The sequence below is a fragment of the Agrobacterium sp. 16-2014-1-2a genome (assembly GCF_053522705.1).
This window is the reverse complement of sequence record NZ_JBNWBX010000001.1, coordinates 1,728,797-1,745,050: the sequence shown is the minus strand read 5'-3', so window position 1 is coordinate 1,745,050 and position 16,254 is coordinate 1,728,797. Positions and strand designations below refer to the sequence as shown.

General features: G+C 58.5%; 16 protein-coding genes and 1 other RNA gene. 5 read left to right on the top strand and 12 right to left on the bottom strand.

The annotated features are described in order from the left end of the window. Positions 1–40: 40 nt before the first annotated feature. Positions 41–1,279, bottom strand: a complete 1,239-nt coding sequence (locus tag ACQZ45_RS08710; RefSeq protein ID WP_370647620.1) for a lytic murein transglycosylase — start codon at positions 1,277–1,279, stop codon at positions 41–43. A 123-nt stretch (positions 1,280–1,402) separates the two neighbouring features. Continuing rightward, on the bottom strand, positions 1,403–2,008 hold the full coding sequence (gene recR, locus ACQZ45_RS08705) for a recombination mediator RecR (protein WP_003514308.1): 606 nt from the start codon (positions 2,006–2,008) through the stop codon (positions 1,403–1,405). A gap of 37 nt (positions 2,009–2,045) precedes the next feature. Here recR and ACQZ45_RS08700 point away from each other — a divergent pair, with 37 nt between their 5' ends. After that, entirely contained in the window at positions 2,046–2,681 is a 636-nt protein-coding gene (locus tag ACQZ45_RS08700; protein ID WP_162736142.1) for an MOSC domain-containing protein, read from the top strand. A gap of 13 nt (positions 2,682–2,694) precedes the next feature. On the opposite strand, the gene ACQZ45_RS08695 is transcribed toward ACQZ45_RS08700, so the two are convergent. From ACQZ45_RS08695 to ffs, 3 genes are all read right to left on the bottom strand, one after another. Continuing rightward, positions 2,695–3,018, bottom strand: a complete 324-nt coding sequence (locus tag ACQZ45_RS08695) for a YbaB/EbfC family nucleoid-associated protein (RefSeq protein ID WP_003514318.1) — start codon at positions 3,016–3,018, stop codon at positions 2,695–2,697. Positions 3,019–3,045: 27 nt separating this feature from the next. After that, a complete protein-coding gene (locus ACQZ45_RS08690) occupies positions 3,046–4,923 on the bottom strand; it encodes a DNA polymerase III subunit gamma/tau (RefSeq protein ID WP_013635229.1) in 1,878 nt (625 codons plus the stop codon). A 162-nt stretch (positions 4,924–5,085) separates the two neighbouring features. Further along, positions 5,086–5,182: signal recognition particle sRNA small type (gene ffs / locus ACQZ45_RS08685), an RNA gene on the bottom strand. 65 nt (positions 5,183–5,247) lie between these two features. Here ffs and ACQZ45_RS08680 point away from each other — a divergent pair. Together ACQZ45_RS08680 and nudC are read left to right on the top strand one after the other, a co-directional pair. Then, on the top strand, positions 5,248–5,676 hold the full coding sequence (locus tag ACQZ45_RS08680; RefSeq protein WP_161986907.1) for an HIT domain-containing protein: 429 nt from the start codon (positions 5,248–5,250) through the stop codon (positions 5,674–5,676). After that, positions 5,676–6,638: an NAD(+) diphosphatase gene (gene nudC / locus ACQZ45_RS08675; protein ID WP_003514323.1), complete on the top strand. Its 963-nt coding sequence runs from the start codon at positions 5,676–5,678 to the stop codon at positions 6,636–6,638. The genes ACQZ45_RS08680 and nudC overlap by 1 nt, the downstream gene beginning before the upstream one ends. A gap of 15 nt (positions 6,639–6,653) precedes the next feature. Here nudC and ACQZ45_RS08670 read toward each other — a convergent pair whose 3' ends face one another. Together ACQZ45_RS08670 and ACQZ45_RS08665 are read right to left on the bottom strand one after the other, a co-directional pair. Further along, positions 6,654–7,529: a prephenate dehydratase gene (locus ACQZ45_RS08670; RefSeq protein ID WP_025592029.1), complete on the bottom strand. Its 876-nt coding sequence runs from the start codon at positions 7,527–7,529 to the stop codon at positions 6,654–6,656. An 11-nt stretch (positions 7,530–7,540) separates the two neighbouring features. Beyond that, positions 7,541–8,296: a 3-deoxy-manno-octulosonate cytidylyltransferase gene (locus tag ACQZ45_RS08665; protein WP_065661519.1), complete on the bottom strand. Its 756-nt coding sequence runs from the start codon at positions 8,294–8,296 to the stop codon at positions 7,541–7,543. A gap of 150 nt (positions 8,297–8,446) precedes the next feature. Here ACQZ45_RS08665 and ACQZ45_RS08660 point away from each other — a divergent pair, with 150 nt between their 5' ends. Further along, positions 8,447–9,019 (top strand): c-type cytochrome, encoded by a 573-nt coding sequence (locus ACQZ45_RS08660; protein WP_003514328.1) that lies wholly within the window; start codon positions 8,447–8,449, stop codon positions 9,017–9,019. Positions 9,020–9,097: 78 nt separating this feature from the next. On the opposite strand, the gene ACQZ45_RS08655 is transcribed toward ACQZ45_RS08660, so the two are convergent. The 3 genes from ACQZ45_RS08655 to ACQZ45_RS08645 all read right to left on the bottom strand — a co-directional run bounded on the left by ACQZ45_RS08655 (position 9,098) and on the right by ACQZ45_RS08645 (position 13,029). Next, a complete protein-coding gene (locus ACQZ45_RS08655; RefSeq protein ID WP_113291285.1) occupies positions 9,098–9,826 on the bottom strand; it encodes a sugar transferase in 729 nt (242 codons plus the stop codon). A gap of 302 nt (positions 9,827–10,128) precedes the next feature. Next, complete coding sequence (locus ACQZ45_RS08650) at positions 10,129–12,432, bottom strand: transglycosylase domain-containing protein (protein WP_025592033.1); 2,304 nt, start codon at positions 12,430–12,432, stop codon at positions 10,129–10,131. Positions 12,433–12,570: 138 nt separating this feature from the next. Beyond that, entirely contained in the window at positions 12,571–13,029 is a 459-nt protein-coding gene (locus ACQZ45_RS08645; protein WP_019564557.1) for a YbaK/EbsC family protein, read from the bottom strand. Between the two features lie 479 nt (positions 13,030–13,508). Between ACQZ45_RS08645 and ACQZ45_RS08640 the strand changes: the two genes are divergently transcribed. Next, a complete protein-coding gene (locus tag ACQZ45_RS08640) occupies positions 13,509–13,718 on the top strand; it encodes a cold-shock protein (protein WP_003514335.1) in 210 nt (69 codons plus the stop codon). A gap of 415 nt (positions 13,719–14,133) precedes the next feature. On the opposite strand, the gene ACQZ45_RS08635 is transcribed toward ACQZ45_RS08640, so the two are convergent. After that, positions 14,134–15,525: a dipeptidase gene (locus tag ACQZ45_RS08635; protein WP_003514337.1), complete on the bottom strand. Its 1,392-nt coding sequence runs from the start codon at positions 15,523–15,525 to the stop codon at positions 14,134–14,136. A gap of 239 nt (positions 15,526–15,764) precedes the next feature. Next, positions 15,765–16,199 (bottom strand): MarR family winged helix-turn-helix transcriptional regulator, encoded by a 435-nt coding sequence (locus ACQZ45_RS08630; RefSeq protein ID WP_003514340.1) that lies wholly within the window; start codon positions 16,197–16,199, stop codon positions 15,765–15,767. Positions 16,200–16,254: the final 55 nt, after the last annotated feature.

The following is a 16,254-nucleotide window of genomic DNA, read 5'->3' as shown; positions in this document are numbered from 1 at the left end:
CATGACGGAGGAGAGGTTTTCACACGTCGCCAGTAAGCTGCTATTTCAGCTTGGCTTTCAGCGTAGCATCGGGAAAGCAGGTCGGTGACAGACCGTTTTTCGCCTGCCAGTCGCCCAGTGACCGGCGTGTCTTGAAGCCGGCCAACCCGTCCGCCTTGCCGACATCATAGCCCTTGGCGACCAGTGCCTTCTGCATGGCAAGAACGTCGGAGCGCAACATCGATCCGACATTGCCCCATTCGCCCTTGAACGGCCCCGCCCCATGGGAGATGCGGTCGGCGAGATTGCCGATGAACAGCGCGTAGAGATCGGAATTATTGTATTCCTTGATGACGTAGAAATTCGGCGTCACCACGAATTCCGGCCCGTGCCGCCCGGCTGGCACAAGCATCATGCCGTCGGCGGAGAGGTCATTGGATGGAAAGGCCTTTCCGGAAATGCGGGTGATCCCCATCTTCGCCCACGCACTCACCGGCCGGGCAAGATCCGGGCCTTCCTGGGCGCAGGAGACGTTGCCGGGTATAGACACTTCAAAGCCCCAGTCGCGATCCCTTTGCCAGCCGCGCTGCGAAAGATAGTTCGCTATGGATGCCAATGCGTCCGGCACGGAGTTCCAGATATCGCGGTGGCCGTCGCCATCGAAATCAACGGCATATTTGAGATAGCTCGACGGCATGAATTGCGGCTGACCGAGCGCGCCTGCCCAGGACCCCATCATGCGCGAGGCCGCAATATCGCCGCTTTCGACGATCTTCAGCGCATCGATCAGCTCGGTGCGGAACATCTCCTTGCGGGTCGACATATACGCTTTTGTCGCCAGCACATCGACAACCGAATGCGGCAGTTTCGCACGGCCGAAACCGGATTCGCGGCCCCAGATCGCCACGACGACATCGCCGGGCACGCCGTATTTGGCTTCGATCCGGCGAAGGGTGGCGGCATGCGTCGCGGCCAGAGAGCGGCCGGTGGCGGCAAGCCCCTGCAATCGTTTTTCGGAGAAATAAGCGCCGGGCGATGAAAATTCGGCCTGGCTCTGGCTCTGTTCCTTCGGCGGCTTCTGGCCGGGGATGACGAGATCAGGCAGACTCCAGTTGATGGAAAGGCCGCTCAGCGCAGCCTCCAGCGTCTTTTGCGAAATTCCCGCCTTGCGCGCTTCCGGCCAGATTTCCTTTTTCAGCCACGCATTGAAATCGGCATCGTACCGGGCAGCAGCGGCACCTGTCGGCGCGGATTGCGCCAGAGCGTCCGTTGCTGAAAAAACGGAAAGAATGGCGGCCAATGCCTTGAGGCTTTTCCAGGAAATGTGGAGGCCGGTTTTCCGTCTGGAAATGCGCCAAAACAAAGAATCAAATCGGTTTCGCATTCGGTCTCCTCTTCGAGTGACGGACAGGGAAAGAAGGCGTCAGATCGTTGTGCGAGCGCGCAGCGCCGCCGTCAATGTGCCCTCATCGAGATAGTCCAGCTCGCCGCCAACAGGCACGCCATGCGCAAGCCGGGTGATCTTGATGCCGAGATCGGCCAGGCGGTCGGTGATGTAATGGGCTGTTGCCTGTCCCTCCACCGTCGCATTGACGGCGATGATGAGCTCGCGAATACCGCCGGCGCTGACGCGATCGATCAGTCCCTTAATGTTCAGATCTTCCGGCCCGACGCCATCGAGCGGCGACAGCGTGCCACCAAGCACATGATAGGCGGTATTCATTGCGCCTGCTCGCTCCAGCGCCCACAGATCCGACACGTCTTCCACCACGATGATGACCGACTGGTCGCGTCTATCATCGGCGCAGACCGTGCAGGGATCGATGGTATCGACATTGCCGCAGCACGAGCAGATCTTCACCTTGTCATAGGCTTCACCCATCGCGTGGCCCAGCGGTCCAAGAAGCTGTTCCTTCTTCTTGATGAGATGCAGCGCCGCCCGCCGCGCCGAGCGAGGCCCAAGCCCCGGCACTTTTGCAAGCAGCTGGATCAGTTTTTCGATTTCGGGACCTGTGACTCGTTTTGCCATGAGCGCTTTCTACTGCATAAATCGGGAAACGGGAATCATGAAGCGCGAAGGGCAGTCCATGAAAATACGGGCAGTGTGCCGGGGCGAGGCGAAGGCCTTGCCGGGAAAGACGGCGAAGACGGGTATTTTCAAACATGCCATGCAGGGCGCGGTGATGGTGGATGCGCAAGGCATCGTCAGCGACGCTGTCTGCAATCGTAAACATCACGGCGGGCCGGATCAGGCGATCTACGCCATGGGCTCCGCGGATCTCGATTTCTGGTCGCGTACGCTGGGTTTTGTGGTTGAGCCCGGATTTTTCGGGGAAAATCTGGTTCTGGAAGGTGTCGATAGTGCAAAACTGCATGTCGGCGACAGGTTTTCAGCCGAGGAAGTGGTGCTGGAAGTGACCGCCGCCCGCATTCCCTGCGCCACCCTGTCAACCCGGCTCGGCGATCCCGGCTTCGCGCCGCGTTTTCGGCAGGCGGGTCAGCCGGGCTTTTATTGCCGGGTTCTGAAAGGTGGAATGCTCAGCGCCGGTGAAGGCATTGCTTTCGAACCCTATCAGGGAACGAAACTGCCCATACCGGTCATTCTCCAGCGCTTCCGCCCCATGCAGCTTACCAGGGACGAACGTGCCGTATATCTCGGCACCCCGCTTGCGAGCCGGTTCCGCGCCATGCTGGAAGTCTGAATTCGTAAGAATATCAGAACGGCAGCTTCATGCCGGGCGGGATCGGCAGGCCAGCCGTGATTTCCTTGGTCTTTTCAGCGGTGATGGCCTCGGCGCGCTCCTTGGCGTCATTGTGGGCGGCGACGATCAGGTCTTCGAGAATTTCGACGTCGTCTTCCTTGAAGAGAGACGGATCGATCTTCAGGCCCAGCAGGCTGCCCTTGCCATTCAGCTTCACGGTGACGAGACCGCCGCCGGACTTGCCTTCGACTTCAAGCGCGGCGATATCCGCCTGCATCTTTTCCATCTTGGCCTGCATTTCCTTGACCTTGCCCATCATGCCCATGATGTCGCGCATGTGCCAAACTCCTGTTTTTGTTATGTATTAAAATTCGATATCGTCGCCGGGAAGGATGTCGCCCTCGCTCGATTCGGCAACCGAAGGCGGCGGGGCGATCTCGTCCGGCTCGTCCTGCTGGGTGACGCGAATGCGCACGTCGGTGATTTTAGCACCTGGAAACTGTTGAAGAATGGCTGCCACGTCAGGGTCCTGCCTCGCATCCACGAGGCGGGCGTCGCGCGCACTACCCTCGGCTTCAACCAGCGTCGGCTGACCCTGTTCCTTGCTAAGGCTGACGATCCAGTGGATACCGGTCCACTCTTTCAGCTTCACGCCAAGCTCGCCGGGGAGCGATCCGGGTGCGCCATCGCCGAGGCGCATGTCGAGCCGGCCCGGCTCCAGCCGCACCAGCCGCACGAAGTTGCGAACCTTCGCCCGCATGACGGGATCGCGATTTTTCTGGCACAGGTCGGCAATGTCCTGAAGAGAGTTGACGGGAACCTTCGGCTCCGGCCGTTCTTCGGTTTTTGGTGCCGCGACCTGCATTTCCTGCGGGCGGCTGTCAGGCACGGCGCGCAGCATGGTCGAAGGCTGCGAGCTTGCCGGCCTCTGGGCAGGAAGCTCCACAGGTCTTCCTGCGGCCACTGTCTGTCCTGAGGAATAGGCGCGCGCACCTCCGCCATTGCCGCCACCCGAAGGCGCGCCATTGGAATAGCCGCCATCGCTGTTGGAAAGTTCGAGCAGGCGCCGCGCCGCGTCTTCCGGTGCCGGAAGATTGGCGGCATGGGAAAGGCGGATCAACACCATTTCGGCCGCACCCGCAGGACGTGAGGCATTTTCAGTTTCCGGAATACCCTTGAGCAGCATCTGCCAGATACGCGACAGCGCAGTCACGGCGATTGTCTCGGCAAATTCCGCGCCACGCACGCGTTCGATCTCGGACAGCGAGGGATCTTCCGCCGCATCCGGCACATATTTCATGCGGGTGACGAGGTGAGTGAAATCGGCAAGGTCGTTCAGCACGACGACGGGGTTGGCGCCTGCCTCGTATTGACCGTTGAATTCCGAAAGTGCCGCCGCGACATCACCTTTGATGATGTGCTGGAAAAGATCGACGATGCGCGCCCGGTCGGCAAGACCCAGCATGCCGCGCACCGCCTCGGCTTCCACGCGTCCGCCGCCATGGGCGATCGCCTGATCGAGCAGGGAAAGACCGTCACGGGCGGAACCCTCAGCCGCGCGGGCAATCATTGAGAGCGCCTGCGGTTCGGCCTCGAAACCTTCCTTGCCGGCAATGGCAGTGAACAGGCCGACGAGATCGGCGGCGCTGATGCGGCGCAGGTCGAAGCGCTGGCACCGCGACAGCACGGTGATCGGAACCTTGCGGATTTCAGTGGTTGCGAAGATGAATTTCACATGCTCCGGCGGCTCTTCCAACGTCTTCAGAAGACCGTTGAAGGCCTGCGTCGAGAGCATGTGCACTTCGTCGATGATATAGACTTTATAGCGCGCCGAAACCGGGCGGTAACGCACCTGCTCGATGATCTCGCGAATGTCGTCAATACCGGTATGGGAGGCGGCGTCCATCTCGATCACGTCGACATGACGGCCTTCCATGATCGCCTGACAATGTTCGCCGGGGATACGCAGGTCGATGGTCGGTTTGTCGATGGTGTCGGTCTTGTAGTTCAGCGCACGGGCAAGAATACGCGCGGTGGTCGTCTTGCCCACACCGCGAACGCCGGTCAGCATATAGGCCTGCGCGATGCGGCCGGTCTCGAACGCATTCGTCAGCGTGCGGACCATCGGCTCCTGGCCGACCATCAGATCGGAAAAATCCTTCGGACGATATTTGCGTGCCAGTACCCGGTAGCCGGTCCCGCCCTGGGATTCGCTTGATGTGGTGGGTAAGGTGTCGCTCATCGCCTCGCCAGTTTATTTTGCCAGTTTGTCCTAGAGCGCCGTGCGTCCCATTGGACGCATCAGGCACGCTCTATTCCTCTAAAGTCTGCACATCATGCCGATACGCAGGGGCCGCTTTCAGGCTGAACCGGCCCGGCGAAAGCTGAGCGGAATTTAAAAAGGGTGGGAGGCTGGCACGGCGACCCGTGCCTGGCTCGTTAGGGCTGCTTCCTTCCGGACCTGACCCGGTTGGCGAGTGGCTCGTCCACCACCAACCTCCCGGGGCCACATATCGGCAATATCGAAAGCAAATGCAAGCCAAGCCTTCAAAAAACTGCTATCACAATGAAAACAAACATGGAGGACGCCTTGGAGACATTCCGGCTGGACGACAGGCTGGCGCGCGACAGTGCGCTTGTAATGCGTTTGGGACTATGCGAGCTGCGTTTGCAGAACGACAGCCGCTGGCCCTGGCTGGTGCTGGTGCCACAGAGAGGCGGCGCCAGCGAGCTGTTCGATCTTACTCCGCTCGATCAGGCCGTGCTGACGTTCGAGACCAATCTCGTCGCCTCCGCGCTGAAGGACGTTACCGGGGCCACCAAGATCAATGTCGGCGCGCTGGGCAATATCGTCCGGCAACTTCACGTCCATATTATCGCCCGCAACGAAGGCGACACCTGCTGGCCCGGCCCAATCTGGGGTCACGGGACGCCAGTGCCCTATGGCCCGGGCGAAAAGGAATCCTTGATGAAAAAAATATCCGGCGCGCTCTGATGATCTCAATGACTATTTTCGAAACTACTGCTCCCCATCCCGAAGCAAGCCTGCTGACAGCCTTTTCCAAGAACGCCCTCAACCGATTCGCCGAGAAGCGGACGGAAGACTGCGTTGCCGATGCGCTGAAAGTCGATGGCACCCATATTTTTGCCTTCTCCGGCAACCGGCTTGTCCTGAAACATGACGAGCAGGTCATAGATCCCCTGTTTTCCGCCTATGAGCTGGCGGAATTGCAGCCGGATTTCGACAATGCCGTTCTGCTTGGATACCGCGAAACCGGCGAACCGAGAATTGCGGTGCCGGTGGCCGTCACGGAAGACACGCTCGCGAGCCACTACAAGCTGGCCGATGCCCGCACCCTTTATCGCGATCATCTTCTCGATGAGGAATTGTTGAGCGAGGTTGCCCAGGCTGTCAGCCTTACGCACTGGAATGCCGACAACCGCTTCTGCGGACGGTGCGGCGGCACGATGGAATTGCGTATCGGCGGCTACAAGCGCATATGCGCCGCCTGCAATCACACTATTTTTCCCCGAACCGATCCCGTTGTCATCATGATGACGATCGATATCGAGCGCGATCTTTGCCTGCTCGGACGCGGCGCGCATTTTGCGCCGGGCATGTATTCCTGCCTCGCCGGTTTCGTGGAGCCGGGCGAAACGATCGAGCAGGCCGTGCGCCGCGAGACGCATGAAGAATCCGGCGTCGAAATCGGCCGCGTGCGCTATCACGCTTCCCAGCCCTGGCCGATGCCGCACACGCTGATGATCGGCTGTTATGCCGAGGCTCTCTCGTTCGATATTTCCCGCGATGAGATCGAGCTGGAGGATTGCCGCTGGTTCACGCGGGCGGAGGTTGCCACGATGCTGGAGGCTGCTGCGGGCGAGGGCTTTTCCGCGCCTCCGGGCGGTGCCATCGCGCACCGGCTGATGCGCGACTGGGTGGAATGGACGAAATGAAGATTTGCGGCAGGCTCAGCTCTGGTTGAGCTTGCCGCGCATCGCATGACCCTTGTAGACGCCGAGAATTCGGACCTTCTCGGAAAAGAAGCGCAGCTCGTCCAGCGCGTGCCGCACCGGCTCGTCATCCGGATGGCCTTCGATATCGGCATAGAACTGGGTTGCCACGAACCTTCCGCCGAGCTGGTAGCTTTCCAGCTTCGTCATGTTGATGCCATTCGTCGCGAAACCGCCCATTGCCTTATAAAGTGCCGCCGGAATGTTGCGGACATTGAACACGAAGGTCGTGACGATGGTTTCATCCGGTGCTTCGCCTTGGGACTGGCGTTTGGCCCAGTTCTCATCGCGCGAAAGAATTACGAAACGCGTGATGTTGTTTTCTGAATCCTCGACATTTTCAGCCATGATATCAAGGCCGTAGAGACCGGCGGCAAGACGCGGTGCAAGCGCTGCCATGCTTCGATCACCCTTTTCAGAAACCAGTCTCGCCGCTCCGGCCGTATCGCCAGCAACGACGGGCTTCCAGCCGTTGGAACGGATGATCTTGCGGCACTGGCCAAGCGCGTGGATGTGGCTGTGAACGGTGCGGATCTCGTCTTTCTTCACGCCCGGTATAACCATCAGCTGGAAGCGGATCGGCATGAAATATTCACCGATGATGTGAAGGCGTGATTCCGGCAGCAGATGATGGATATCGGCAACGCGACCAGCCAGCGTGTTCTCGATCGGGATCATGCCGAGATCGGCTTCGCCGTTTTCGACGGCGTTGAAAGCATCCTCGAATGTCGGGCACGGCAAAGGCTCCATATCCGGGAACATGTCGCGGCATGCCATGTCGGAATTCGCGCCAAATTCGCCCTGAAAGGCAATGCGGTTTGTGCTCAAGGTCATGGAATTATCCATCAGAGGGTTCGGTTTGCGAGAATAGTGCGGGCTTTTTCGAGATCGTGCGGCGTATCAACGCCAAGCGGCACGGAGTGAACGATTTCGGCATCAATACGCATGCCCGCTTCCAGCGCGCGCAATTGTTCCAGTCTTTCGCGCTTCTCGAGTGGCGAAGGCTGAAGCCTCACGAACGTTTCAAGGGCGGCGCGGCGATAGGTATAAAGGCCGATGTGATGATAAAGCGGTCCGTCGCCATAGGGCGCAGTCGCGCGGGTAAAATAAAGCGCGCGCAATCGCGTCTCGGAAAGCGGGCTGCCAACCACTTTCACCACGTTCGGATTGGTCTTTTCTTCCTCGTCGGTGATCTCCACCGTGAGTGTGGCAATGTCGACGGCGGCATTTTCCAACGGGCGCAACGAGGCGCGGATCGTTTCCGCTTCGATGGTCGGAAGGTCGCCCTGAACATTGATGACATATTCGGCGTTGCCATAGGGGTCGGCCTTCTGCAGCGCCTCGAAAATGCGGTCCGAACCGGATTGGTGATCATCGCGCGTCATCATTACGTCGAAACCGGCATTTTTTACGGCTGAAAATACCTGTTCGTCATCGACTGCAACGACGATGCGCGTCGCGCCAGCTTCACGCGCCCTGAGTGCAACCTGCACAATCATCGGTTTGCCGCCAATATCCGCGAGAGGCTTGCCCGGAAGCCGTGTCGATGCCATCCGCGCCGGTATAAGGACGACAGCTTTCTCGAAATCCCGATTCTTCATCCGACACCCTTCAAATCCCAACCGAAAAGTGTCAAAACGTCACGGAGTGGGGAATATTATTCAAGTTGCGCAGGCTGTGCAAAAGCCATAGCTTTTGAATAATTTCAAGATGCCCGGTTATATGGAGCGGATGCGAGGGAGCGCATATAGATGAATTCTTATGTAAATATGGGCGTTGGGGCGTTGCTGGGCACGGTTTTCGTTCTGATGTCGGTGTCAATTGCGTCTGAGGGCATTTTTCATGCGCCCACCCCGGAAAAGGAAGGTTACGCCATCGTCGCGGAAGCGAGCGGCGGTGAGGCTGCAGGCGAACCCGCAGCAGCAGCAACCCCGATCGCGAAATTGCTCGCCAGCGCGGATGCTGCCAAGGGTGAGGCGGTCTTCAAGAAGTGTACGAGCTGTCATACCGGAGAGAGTGGTGGTGCAAACAAGGTCGGCCCCAATCTCTTCGATATCGTCAACCGGCCGATCGCCAGCCATGCGGGTTTCAGCTACTCCGCAGCAATGAAGGATTTCTCCAAGGGCGGTTCCGTGCACTGGGATTACGATCATCTCAGCTACTTCATCGAAGCTCCCAAGAAACACGTTCCCGGCACGGCCATGGGCTTTGCGGGTGTGAAGAAGGAGACGGAACGCGCCGATCTCATCGCTTATCTGCGCACGCTGTCGGCAAACCCGGCGCCGCTGCCGGATCCGGCTGCGGCTCCCGTGCCGATAAACTGACGGAAATGGTGATTTCATAAGAAAAGCCCGGCATCGCTGCCGGGCTTTTTTGATTCTATCTGTCTGATTTCTGAAAGATCAGAAACCCTTGCCGCCGCGCAATTCGGAAATGACCGTTCCGATCATGATCTTGATATCCAGCCAGACGGAAAAATTGTCGACGTAATAAAGATCGGACACGATGCGGGCACGCGCCTTGTCACTGCGATCCGTCGGGCCGCGCAAACCCCGCATCTGGGCAAGACCGGTAATGCCTGGCCGCATCCGGTGCCGCAGGTGGTAGTGGGGAACAAGTTCCTCATAAAGACGGCCGGCGGCCAGCATGCCGATCGCATGGCAGCGCGGACCCACCAGCGACATGTCGCCTTTCAAGACGTTGATGAGCTGTGGCAGCTCGTCGACATTTGTGCGGCGAAGCACGGCGCCGATCCGGGTTATCCTCGGATCGTTCTTTACCGTTTGCGCCACGCCGGTGGCATCGCCCAGTTCGGTCCGCATCGAGCGAAATTTATAGACCCTGATCTTTCGCCCGTTCATGCCCCAACGGACTTGTGAGAACAGGACCGGCCCTTTGCTGTCGAGTTTGACCAGCGCCGCGACGGTCAGCAATACGGGCGCGAGTGCGACAAGGGCGATGGACGCCCCTGCAATGTCGATCGTTCTTTTGAGCACTAACTGGCTGCGCAGGAACACCGACGTGTTGGTTTCTGAAATGGAAGGTTGTGTTTCCGCCGCGTCGAAAGTGACAGCCGCAGGATAAGGGGCGCCGTAAAACACGGCATGCGATGAGCCTTTAGTACCCAGCATAATATGAAGCCCTGAAAAGTTATTTTGAAACAAGAAAATTAATTTATATGAACGATTAATAATTCATTTACCGTAAAAAGTCATCCGAAATGTAATCGTTTTTGCGCAAATAGCAATCTACGGTTAACGTGGATGCACGCATATGTTGCAAACACAAGCTCGGTCTCCGCTCTTGGCTGCGTTGGTTGCCCATTCGGTGTAATCAAGTCTTTGGAAAATTGAGTATTTGCGGGAAGGGCGACAGGATCATTGCCGGCCCATCGCTTGCCGGGTAACCGGTGAGCCGATTACCCAAAAGGCAATTAATTTCCCATCAGAATATCAAGAAGGGTCGTCTGCTTCGGCCCGGAAGTTGCCGGCGCCCGGCCGCCGATATCGGCTGGCGGCACAGGCCCATTGTCGGCTGAATAGCCGGGTTCGATATCGCGGGAAGGGATGTTTCCGGGCGGCATGGGGACCCCCGGCTGACCAGCGTTTGGCGAGACGGGCGCTTCGGGATAGGCTCGGGTGTTTGTCGTTCCGCCGCCGCCGAGAGCATTGGAAATGATGTCGCCGATGGAGGAAGGCGCGCTCTCGGGCGCCGGTTGCTGTATTTCCCCAAGCGGCGGCACGCCGCCTGCGCCGAGACCAAAGAGCGGCGAGGGCGAGAGCCCGGAATGGGCGGCGGTCATGAAATCTTTCCAGGCCTTCGCAGGCAAGCCGCCGCCGGTGACCTTTTTCATCGATGTTCCGTCGTCATTGCCGAACCAGACGCCCGTTGTCAGGTTGCTTGTGTAGCCGACAAAAAGCGCGTCGCGGAAAGACTGTGTCGTGCCGGATTTTCCCGCTGCCTGCCAACCTTGGAGGCGGGCGGCTTTCCCTGTTCCTTCGGTGATGACGCGCGACAACATGCCGTTCATCGTCGCTGCGATCTCCTCGCTCAGCACGCGCGGCGGGTTGTCGTATCTGTTTTCATAAAGCACCTTGCCGTCAGCATCGGAGATGCGTTTGACGATATGCGGCGTCGCCTTGTAGCCGCCATTCATGAAGGGAGCGTAGGAGGCGGTCAGCTCCATCAGTGACACTTCCGAGGTGCCGAGTGCGATGGAGGCGTTGTTCTGAAGCTCCGATTCGATACCCATGCGATGCGCCACCTGCGTCACCCGCTCAGGACCGACTTCCATCACCAGCTGCGCAGCGATCGTGTTCAGTGAATTGGCAAGCGCAGTGGCAAGCGTAACTTCGCCACGATATTTCTTCTCATAATTTTCCGGTGTCCAGTTTCCGATACGGACCGGCCCGTCATTGCGAATGGTACTGGGGGTCAGACCCGATTCGAGCGCGGCGACGTATACGAAGGGTTTGAACGCCGATCCCGGTTGCCGTTTCGCCTTGGCGGCCCGGTTGAACTGGCTTTCGGCATAATCCGCCCCGCCGACCACGGCCCGGATTGCGCCTGTACCATCGATGGAAACGAGAGCCGCTTGCGAGGCGCCCTGCTTTTTACCATCACCCTGGAGAACATGGGTCAGTGCTTTTTCGGCGTCGCGTTCAAGATTGGGGTCGATGGTCGTATCGACGACGATGTCCTGCTTGACGTCGCCAATCAGGCCACGAACTTCCTCCATCACCATATCGGCAGCGTAATGTTCGGCACCGGACCAGAAACGTTTGGCCTTGGTCGGCGGCTGCGACATCGCGGTCTTGATCTCGTCATCGGTGATGAACCCGACATCGCGCATGGATCTCAGAACGACCTGCGCCCGCTCCTCCGCCGCCTGCGGGTCGCGCGCCGGTGAAAGGCGCGAGGGGGCCTTGAGAAGTCCGGCAAGCGTTGCCGCCTCGCCAAGATTGACGTCGCGCGCGGACTTGTTGAAGTAGCGTCTGGAAGCGGCTTCGACGCCAAAGGCGTTGGAACCGAAATAAACGCGGTTGAGATACATCGCGAGGATCTGGTCCTTGGTGTATTTATGCTCCAGCCAGAAGGCCAGCAGCACTTCCTGTACCTTGCGCTCCAGCGTCCGGTCCTGTGAGAGGAACAGGTTTTTTGCCAGCTGCTGCGTCAGCGTCGAGCCGCCCTGCACTGTTCGTCCCGTCATCACATTGGTCACGATGGCGCGGGCCAGGCCGAGCGGATCCACACCGAAATGCGAATAGAACCGCCGGTCTTCGATCGCCATGACCGCTTGTGGAAGGTAGGGCGACATGTCTTCAAGCGCGAGAGCCTCGCCACCCGTGGTGCCGCGATTGGCAAGCACGCTGCCGTTCACCGAAACGATCTTCACATTCGGAGGGCGTTCGGGAATGGTCCAACTGCTGGCACTCGGCATGCGCGCGCCGTAATAAAGGACAAGACCGGCAACGCCGATACCGCCCCAGATGCCGAGCACGATGCACCAGTAAACGAGGGACCGGATAAAGCCTGTTGCGCCACCGCCGGAACTGCGTGTGCGCTTTTCCTTTTTTTGCGGTTTGGCGCGGCCGGATGTGGACTTCGGTTTTCTGGCGGGCTGCTTTGCGGTTCCGCCAATGCGCTCGCTGGCATCAAGACGCAGATCGTCACCGGATTCGTGGAAATCCCCGAAGGAAGGCTCTACCCGATCGCGTGATTTACCCTTGCCTGCCATCCAGCCGAAGTCGCTCCTTATATTCGCGAAACCATTCGCACTTCAGGCTTCTATGCCTGCGCGATACTTAATCCAGGATGAAGAGTTTAAATGCGGCAATTTAAGGCGGGGTTAAGTCCTCGCCGGATCAAATCGGCGTCATTGGCACACGTCGACCCATTCCGCTCCCGTCAGTCGCGCCATCATGTCAGGCGAAATCCTTACCGCCGCATTGGTGGCACCCGCTGCCGGAACCACCTCGGGATAGTTTTTCAGGGATATGTCGCAAAACACCGGAAGGGGCGAAGGCAATCCGAAAGGACACACGCCGCCGACGGGATGGCTGGTCACCGCAACGACTTCTTCCGCCCCCAGCATGCGCGGCTTGGCGCCGAAGTGATCGCGGAATTTACGATTGTCGAGTCGCTTCGTGCCGGCGGCAACGACGAGAAGAATTGTGTCGCCCGCCTTCAGGCAGATCGTTTTGGCAATCTGGTCGGGATCGACGCCGTGCGCTTCGGCAGCCAAAGCGACTGTCGCCGAACTCGTTTCCGTTTCGATAACGGTCACTTCGGGGGAATTTTCGGTGAAAAACGCTCTGACGGATTCGATGGTCATGCGTATTTATTAGGCGGTATGCCAAGAGGCTTCAAGGTGTCGCGAAATAGCTATGCATTTTATGCAATGCTGCGCTGCGATGAAACGTCTGTTTTTTGAGCGGAGATCCTGTATCTTCAAATCATCGAAGCGACGCACTCCTCCTCCCAGCGTCGCCCGATTGGACTGACAATACTCCTCCTCCCAATTGTCAGTCAGTTTCAAGAACCCGGCGCACCTCCTCCCGCGCCGGGTTTTTGCTGTTAAGGCCTTGTTTCTCGCGACTTTCATTTGCCGACGCTTCACAAAAATCGCCGGGCTTTTTCAAAGAAACTTGACTTTCAGGCCCTTCCAACCTAGGTGTTCGCGCATCGATATTTGTTTGACGACCAGAGCTTCGGCGCCTTTTTTAGGTGCACACGACGATCTTTCCTTCAAATTCGACCCAAGACCGCACTGCGCGCAGTGCAAATACAATTTGCCAACGGAAGGAAATCGTTATGGCGACTGGTACAGTAAAGTGGTTCAACGCAACCAAGGGCTACGGCTTCATTCAGCCTGACGACGGTTCGCAGGACGTATTCGTTCACATCTCCGCCGTTGAGCGCGCTGGTATGACCTCCCTCAACGACGGTCAGAAGCTCTCCTACGAGCTGACGCAGGACCGTCGCTCGGGCAAGATGTCTGCAGGCGAGCTCGTCGCTTCCTGATAAGCGGCTTGGCCTGAACGGGTCATTCGTATGAATATGAAAGGCCGGATTTTTCCGGCCTTTTTCTTTTAGAAGGTGCACCGGGTCCGGCCGCTCTTGAAAAAGCTGGAGTGCATACCAATATAGGGTTCAACAGTGCTCCGCACGGAATTGTCAGGCTGGTGCTTTTAAAGTGCCGCTGTTGTTGCGTTAACCAAAGATTAACCAAAGCAGCCGATCCTGATCGTGAAAAGCAGCGTCGACTTTGTTGGCGCGCTCTGGAGCATCGGACCGTTTGAACGCTTTGACCACGGATGTACTGGCACTGACGAAAAACGGATGGAAAGGTCGGGCTTGCCCGGCCTTTTTGTTTTGAACCACCAAAATATAAGAGAACGGGGAGGCATCGCGTAACCGGCGCCTCCTTTCTTTTTGACTACTTCGCGGCCAGGGCGTCGAGAATGCGGATCCAGGAGCGGATGCCCTTGTGGAACGACTGCAGGTCATATTTTTCATTCGGCGAATGAATGCGGTCATCGGTAAGGCCGAAACCGACGAGCAGCGAATCCATGCCCAGCATCTTCTGGAAATCGCCGACGATGGGGATCGAGCCCCCCATGCCGATCACGACGGCAGGTTTGGGCCACTCTTCCGAAAGCGCGTTTTTCGCCTTCGTCAGCACTGGCGAATCATAGGAAAGCTGGATAGCCGGCGATGCACCATGCTCGTGAAATTCCACCGAGCAATCGGCTGGAATTTTGGAGCGGACATAGTTCCGGAAGCTCTCGCGAACCGCTTTCGGGTCTTGCTCTCCGACGAGACGGAAGGACACTTTAGCAGAGGCCTTTGCGGCGATAACCGTCTTGAAGCCGTCGCCGGTATAGCCGCCGATGATGCCGTTGACTTCCGCCGTTGGCCGCGCCCAGGTCTGCTCCAGCACGGAGCGGCCCTTTTCGCCCGATGGAATCGAGAGGCCGACTTCGCCGAGGAAGGCTTCGGCGGTGCGGCCCAACGTTTCCCAGGAAGCCTTGATGTTGGCGGGGGTTTCTTCCACGCCGTCATAGAAGCCGGCAAGTGTCACGCGGCCGGTCTCGTCATGCAGGCCGGCGAGAATATCGGTCAGGATGTGAATGGGATTTGCGGCCGCACCACCGAAAAGACCCGAATGCAGGTCGCGGTCGGCCGCCGTGATTGTGATTTCCTCGCCGACCAGGCCGCGAAGGGCGGCGGCGATGGCGGGCGTATCGCGGTCCCACATGCTGGTATCGCATACCAGTGCATAATCGGCTTTCAGCTCATCGGCATTGGCGTCGAGGAACGGCTTCAGCGAGGGCGAACCGGATTCTTCCTCGCCCTCGAAAAGAATGGTGACGCGCACTGGCAGACTGCCATTGACTGCCTTATAGGCCCGGCAGGCTTCCACAAAGGTCATCAGCTGACCCTTGTCATCAGCCGTTCCACGCCCGGTGATCACCTGCCGGCCGCCGCCGATATCTTTCACGGCCGGTTCGAACGGATCGTTTTCCCAAAGATTGAGCGGATCGACCGGCTGCACGTCGTAATGGCCGTAGAAAAGCACATGCGGCGCGTCTTTTGTCGCGGCGTCATGATGCGCCACCACCATTGGATGACCGGCCGTATCGCGAACGGAAGCCGCAAAGCCCAGTGATTCAAGCGTTCTGACCAGCCATTCTGCCGCCTTCCGGCACTCCGCCTTGTAGGCGGGGTCCGTGGAAATGGACGGGATGCGCACCAGTTCGAACAATCGCTCGAGGCTGGAGGTAAGGTTGTCGTCGGCCGTGGAAAGAATGGGGGAAACGTCTGTCATCGCTGATCCTGTCATGTCTGTCGCAACCCGGCGATGGACGAAACATCCTGGTATCGCGCATCGCGTGGGAACAAGGGGCTGACGTGTCGTTGAATCGGCAAGCGCGCAGCCGCCGGAACGATAGAGCAGTTCATGAAAAGTGCGAAGTGGTTTTCCGCCTAAACTGCGCGGAAACAAAACCTTGGAGGCTGCAGGCGATAGAAGGCCAGGAGCAAAGAAAGCGTTTCGAGTTGTAAATCCTATTTCGCTTTTTTGGCGCGGTCGATCGCCCGGCGCATATATTCCAGCAGAAGCTGCTTTTCGAAACGGCGGAAATCCGCCAGCAGCGTATCTTCCGTGGCTTCGGAAGCGGCAATGGCGTTCGCCTCGAGATCCCTGCCGCGCTGGGTAAGTTCGATGATCTGCGCGCGGCGGTCGCTTGGGTGGGATTTGCGCACGATCAGCCCGTCGCGCTCCATGCGGGACAGCGTATTGGCAAGCGTCGCCTGCTCCACGTCGATTCTATCCAGCAATTGCCGTTGCGTCAGTCCCTCCTCATGCCACAGTTCGATGAGGATGGGGAATTGTCCAGGAGAAAACCCCAGCGCGGCAGCTCTCTTCTGGAGCGCCATGGTGAATTCCCTCGCCATTTTTGCGGCGAGATAGATCGCCGATTCGTCCCGGGAAAAACCCATTCATCAATCCGTCTGGCATCTGGTCGGCGCAATCGCGCGATTTCGATAGTGGGAT

Bases quoted from the DNA above. Each gene is read 5' to 3' on its own strand.
- ACQZ45_RS08660 (WP_003514328.1), top strand. From the start codon at position 8,447: ATGAATTCTTATGTAAATATGGGCGTTGGGGCGTTGCTGGGCACGGTT.
- ACQZ45_RS08655 (WP_113291285.1), bottom strand. From the start codon at position 9,826: ATGCTGGGTACTAAAGGCTCATCGCATGCCGTGTTTTACGGCGCCCCT.
- ACQZ45_RS08645 (WP_019564557.1), bottom strand. From the start codon at position 13,029: ATGACCATCGAATCCGTCAGAGCGTTTTTCACCGAAAATTCCCCCGAA.
- nudC (WP_003514323.1), top strand. From the start codon at position 5,676: ATGATCTCAATGACTATTTTCGAAACTACTGCTCCCCATCCCGAAGCA.
- ACQZ45_RS08680 (WP_161986907.1), top strand. From the start codon at position 5,248: ATGAAAACAAACATGGAGGACGCCTTGGAGACATTCCGGCTGGACGAC.
- ACQZ45_RS08670 (WP_025592029.1), bottom strand. From the start codon at position 7,529: ATGACCTTGAGCACAAACCGCATTGCCTTTCAGGGCGAATTTGGCGCG.
- ACQZ45_RS08665 (WP_065661519.1), bottom strand. From the start codon at position 8,296: ATGAAGAATCGGGATTTCGAGAAAGCTGTCGTCCTTATACCGGCGCGG.
- ACQZ45_RS08700 (WP_162736142.1), top strand. From the start codon at position 2,046: ATGAAGCGCGAAGGGCAGTCCATGAAAATACGGGCAGTGTGCCGGGGC.
- recR (WP_003514308.1), bottom strand. From the start codon at position 2,008: ATGGCAAAACGAGTCACAGGTCCCGAAATCGAAAAACTGATCCAGCTG.
- ACQZ45_RS08640 (WP_003514335.1), top strand. From the start codon at position 13,509: ATGGCGACTGGTACAGTAAAGTGGTTCAACGCAACCAAGGGCTACGGC.
- ACQZ45_RS08630 (WP_003514340.1), bottom strand. From the start codon at position 16,199: ATGGGTTTTTCCCGGGACGAATCGGCGATCTATCTCGCCGCAAAAATG.
- ACQZ45_RS08650 (WP_025592033.1), bottom strand. From the start codon at position 12,432: ATGGCAGGCAAGGGTAAATCACGCGATCGGGTAGAGCCTTCCTTCGGG.
- ACQZ45_RS08635 (WP_003514337.1), bottom strand. From the start codon at position 15,525: ATGACAGACGTTTCCCCCATTCTTTCCACGGCCGACGACAACCTTACC.
- ACQZ45_RS08695 (WP_003514318.1), bottom strand. From the start codon at position 3,018: ATGCGCGACATCATGGGCATGATGGGCAAGGTCAAGGAAATGCAGGCC.
- ACQZ45_RS08690 (WP_013635229.1), bottom strand. From the start codon at position 4,923: ATGAGCGACACCTTACCCACCACATCAAGCGAATCCCAGGGCGGGACC.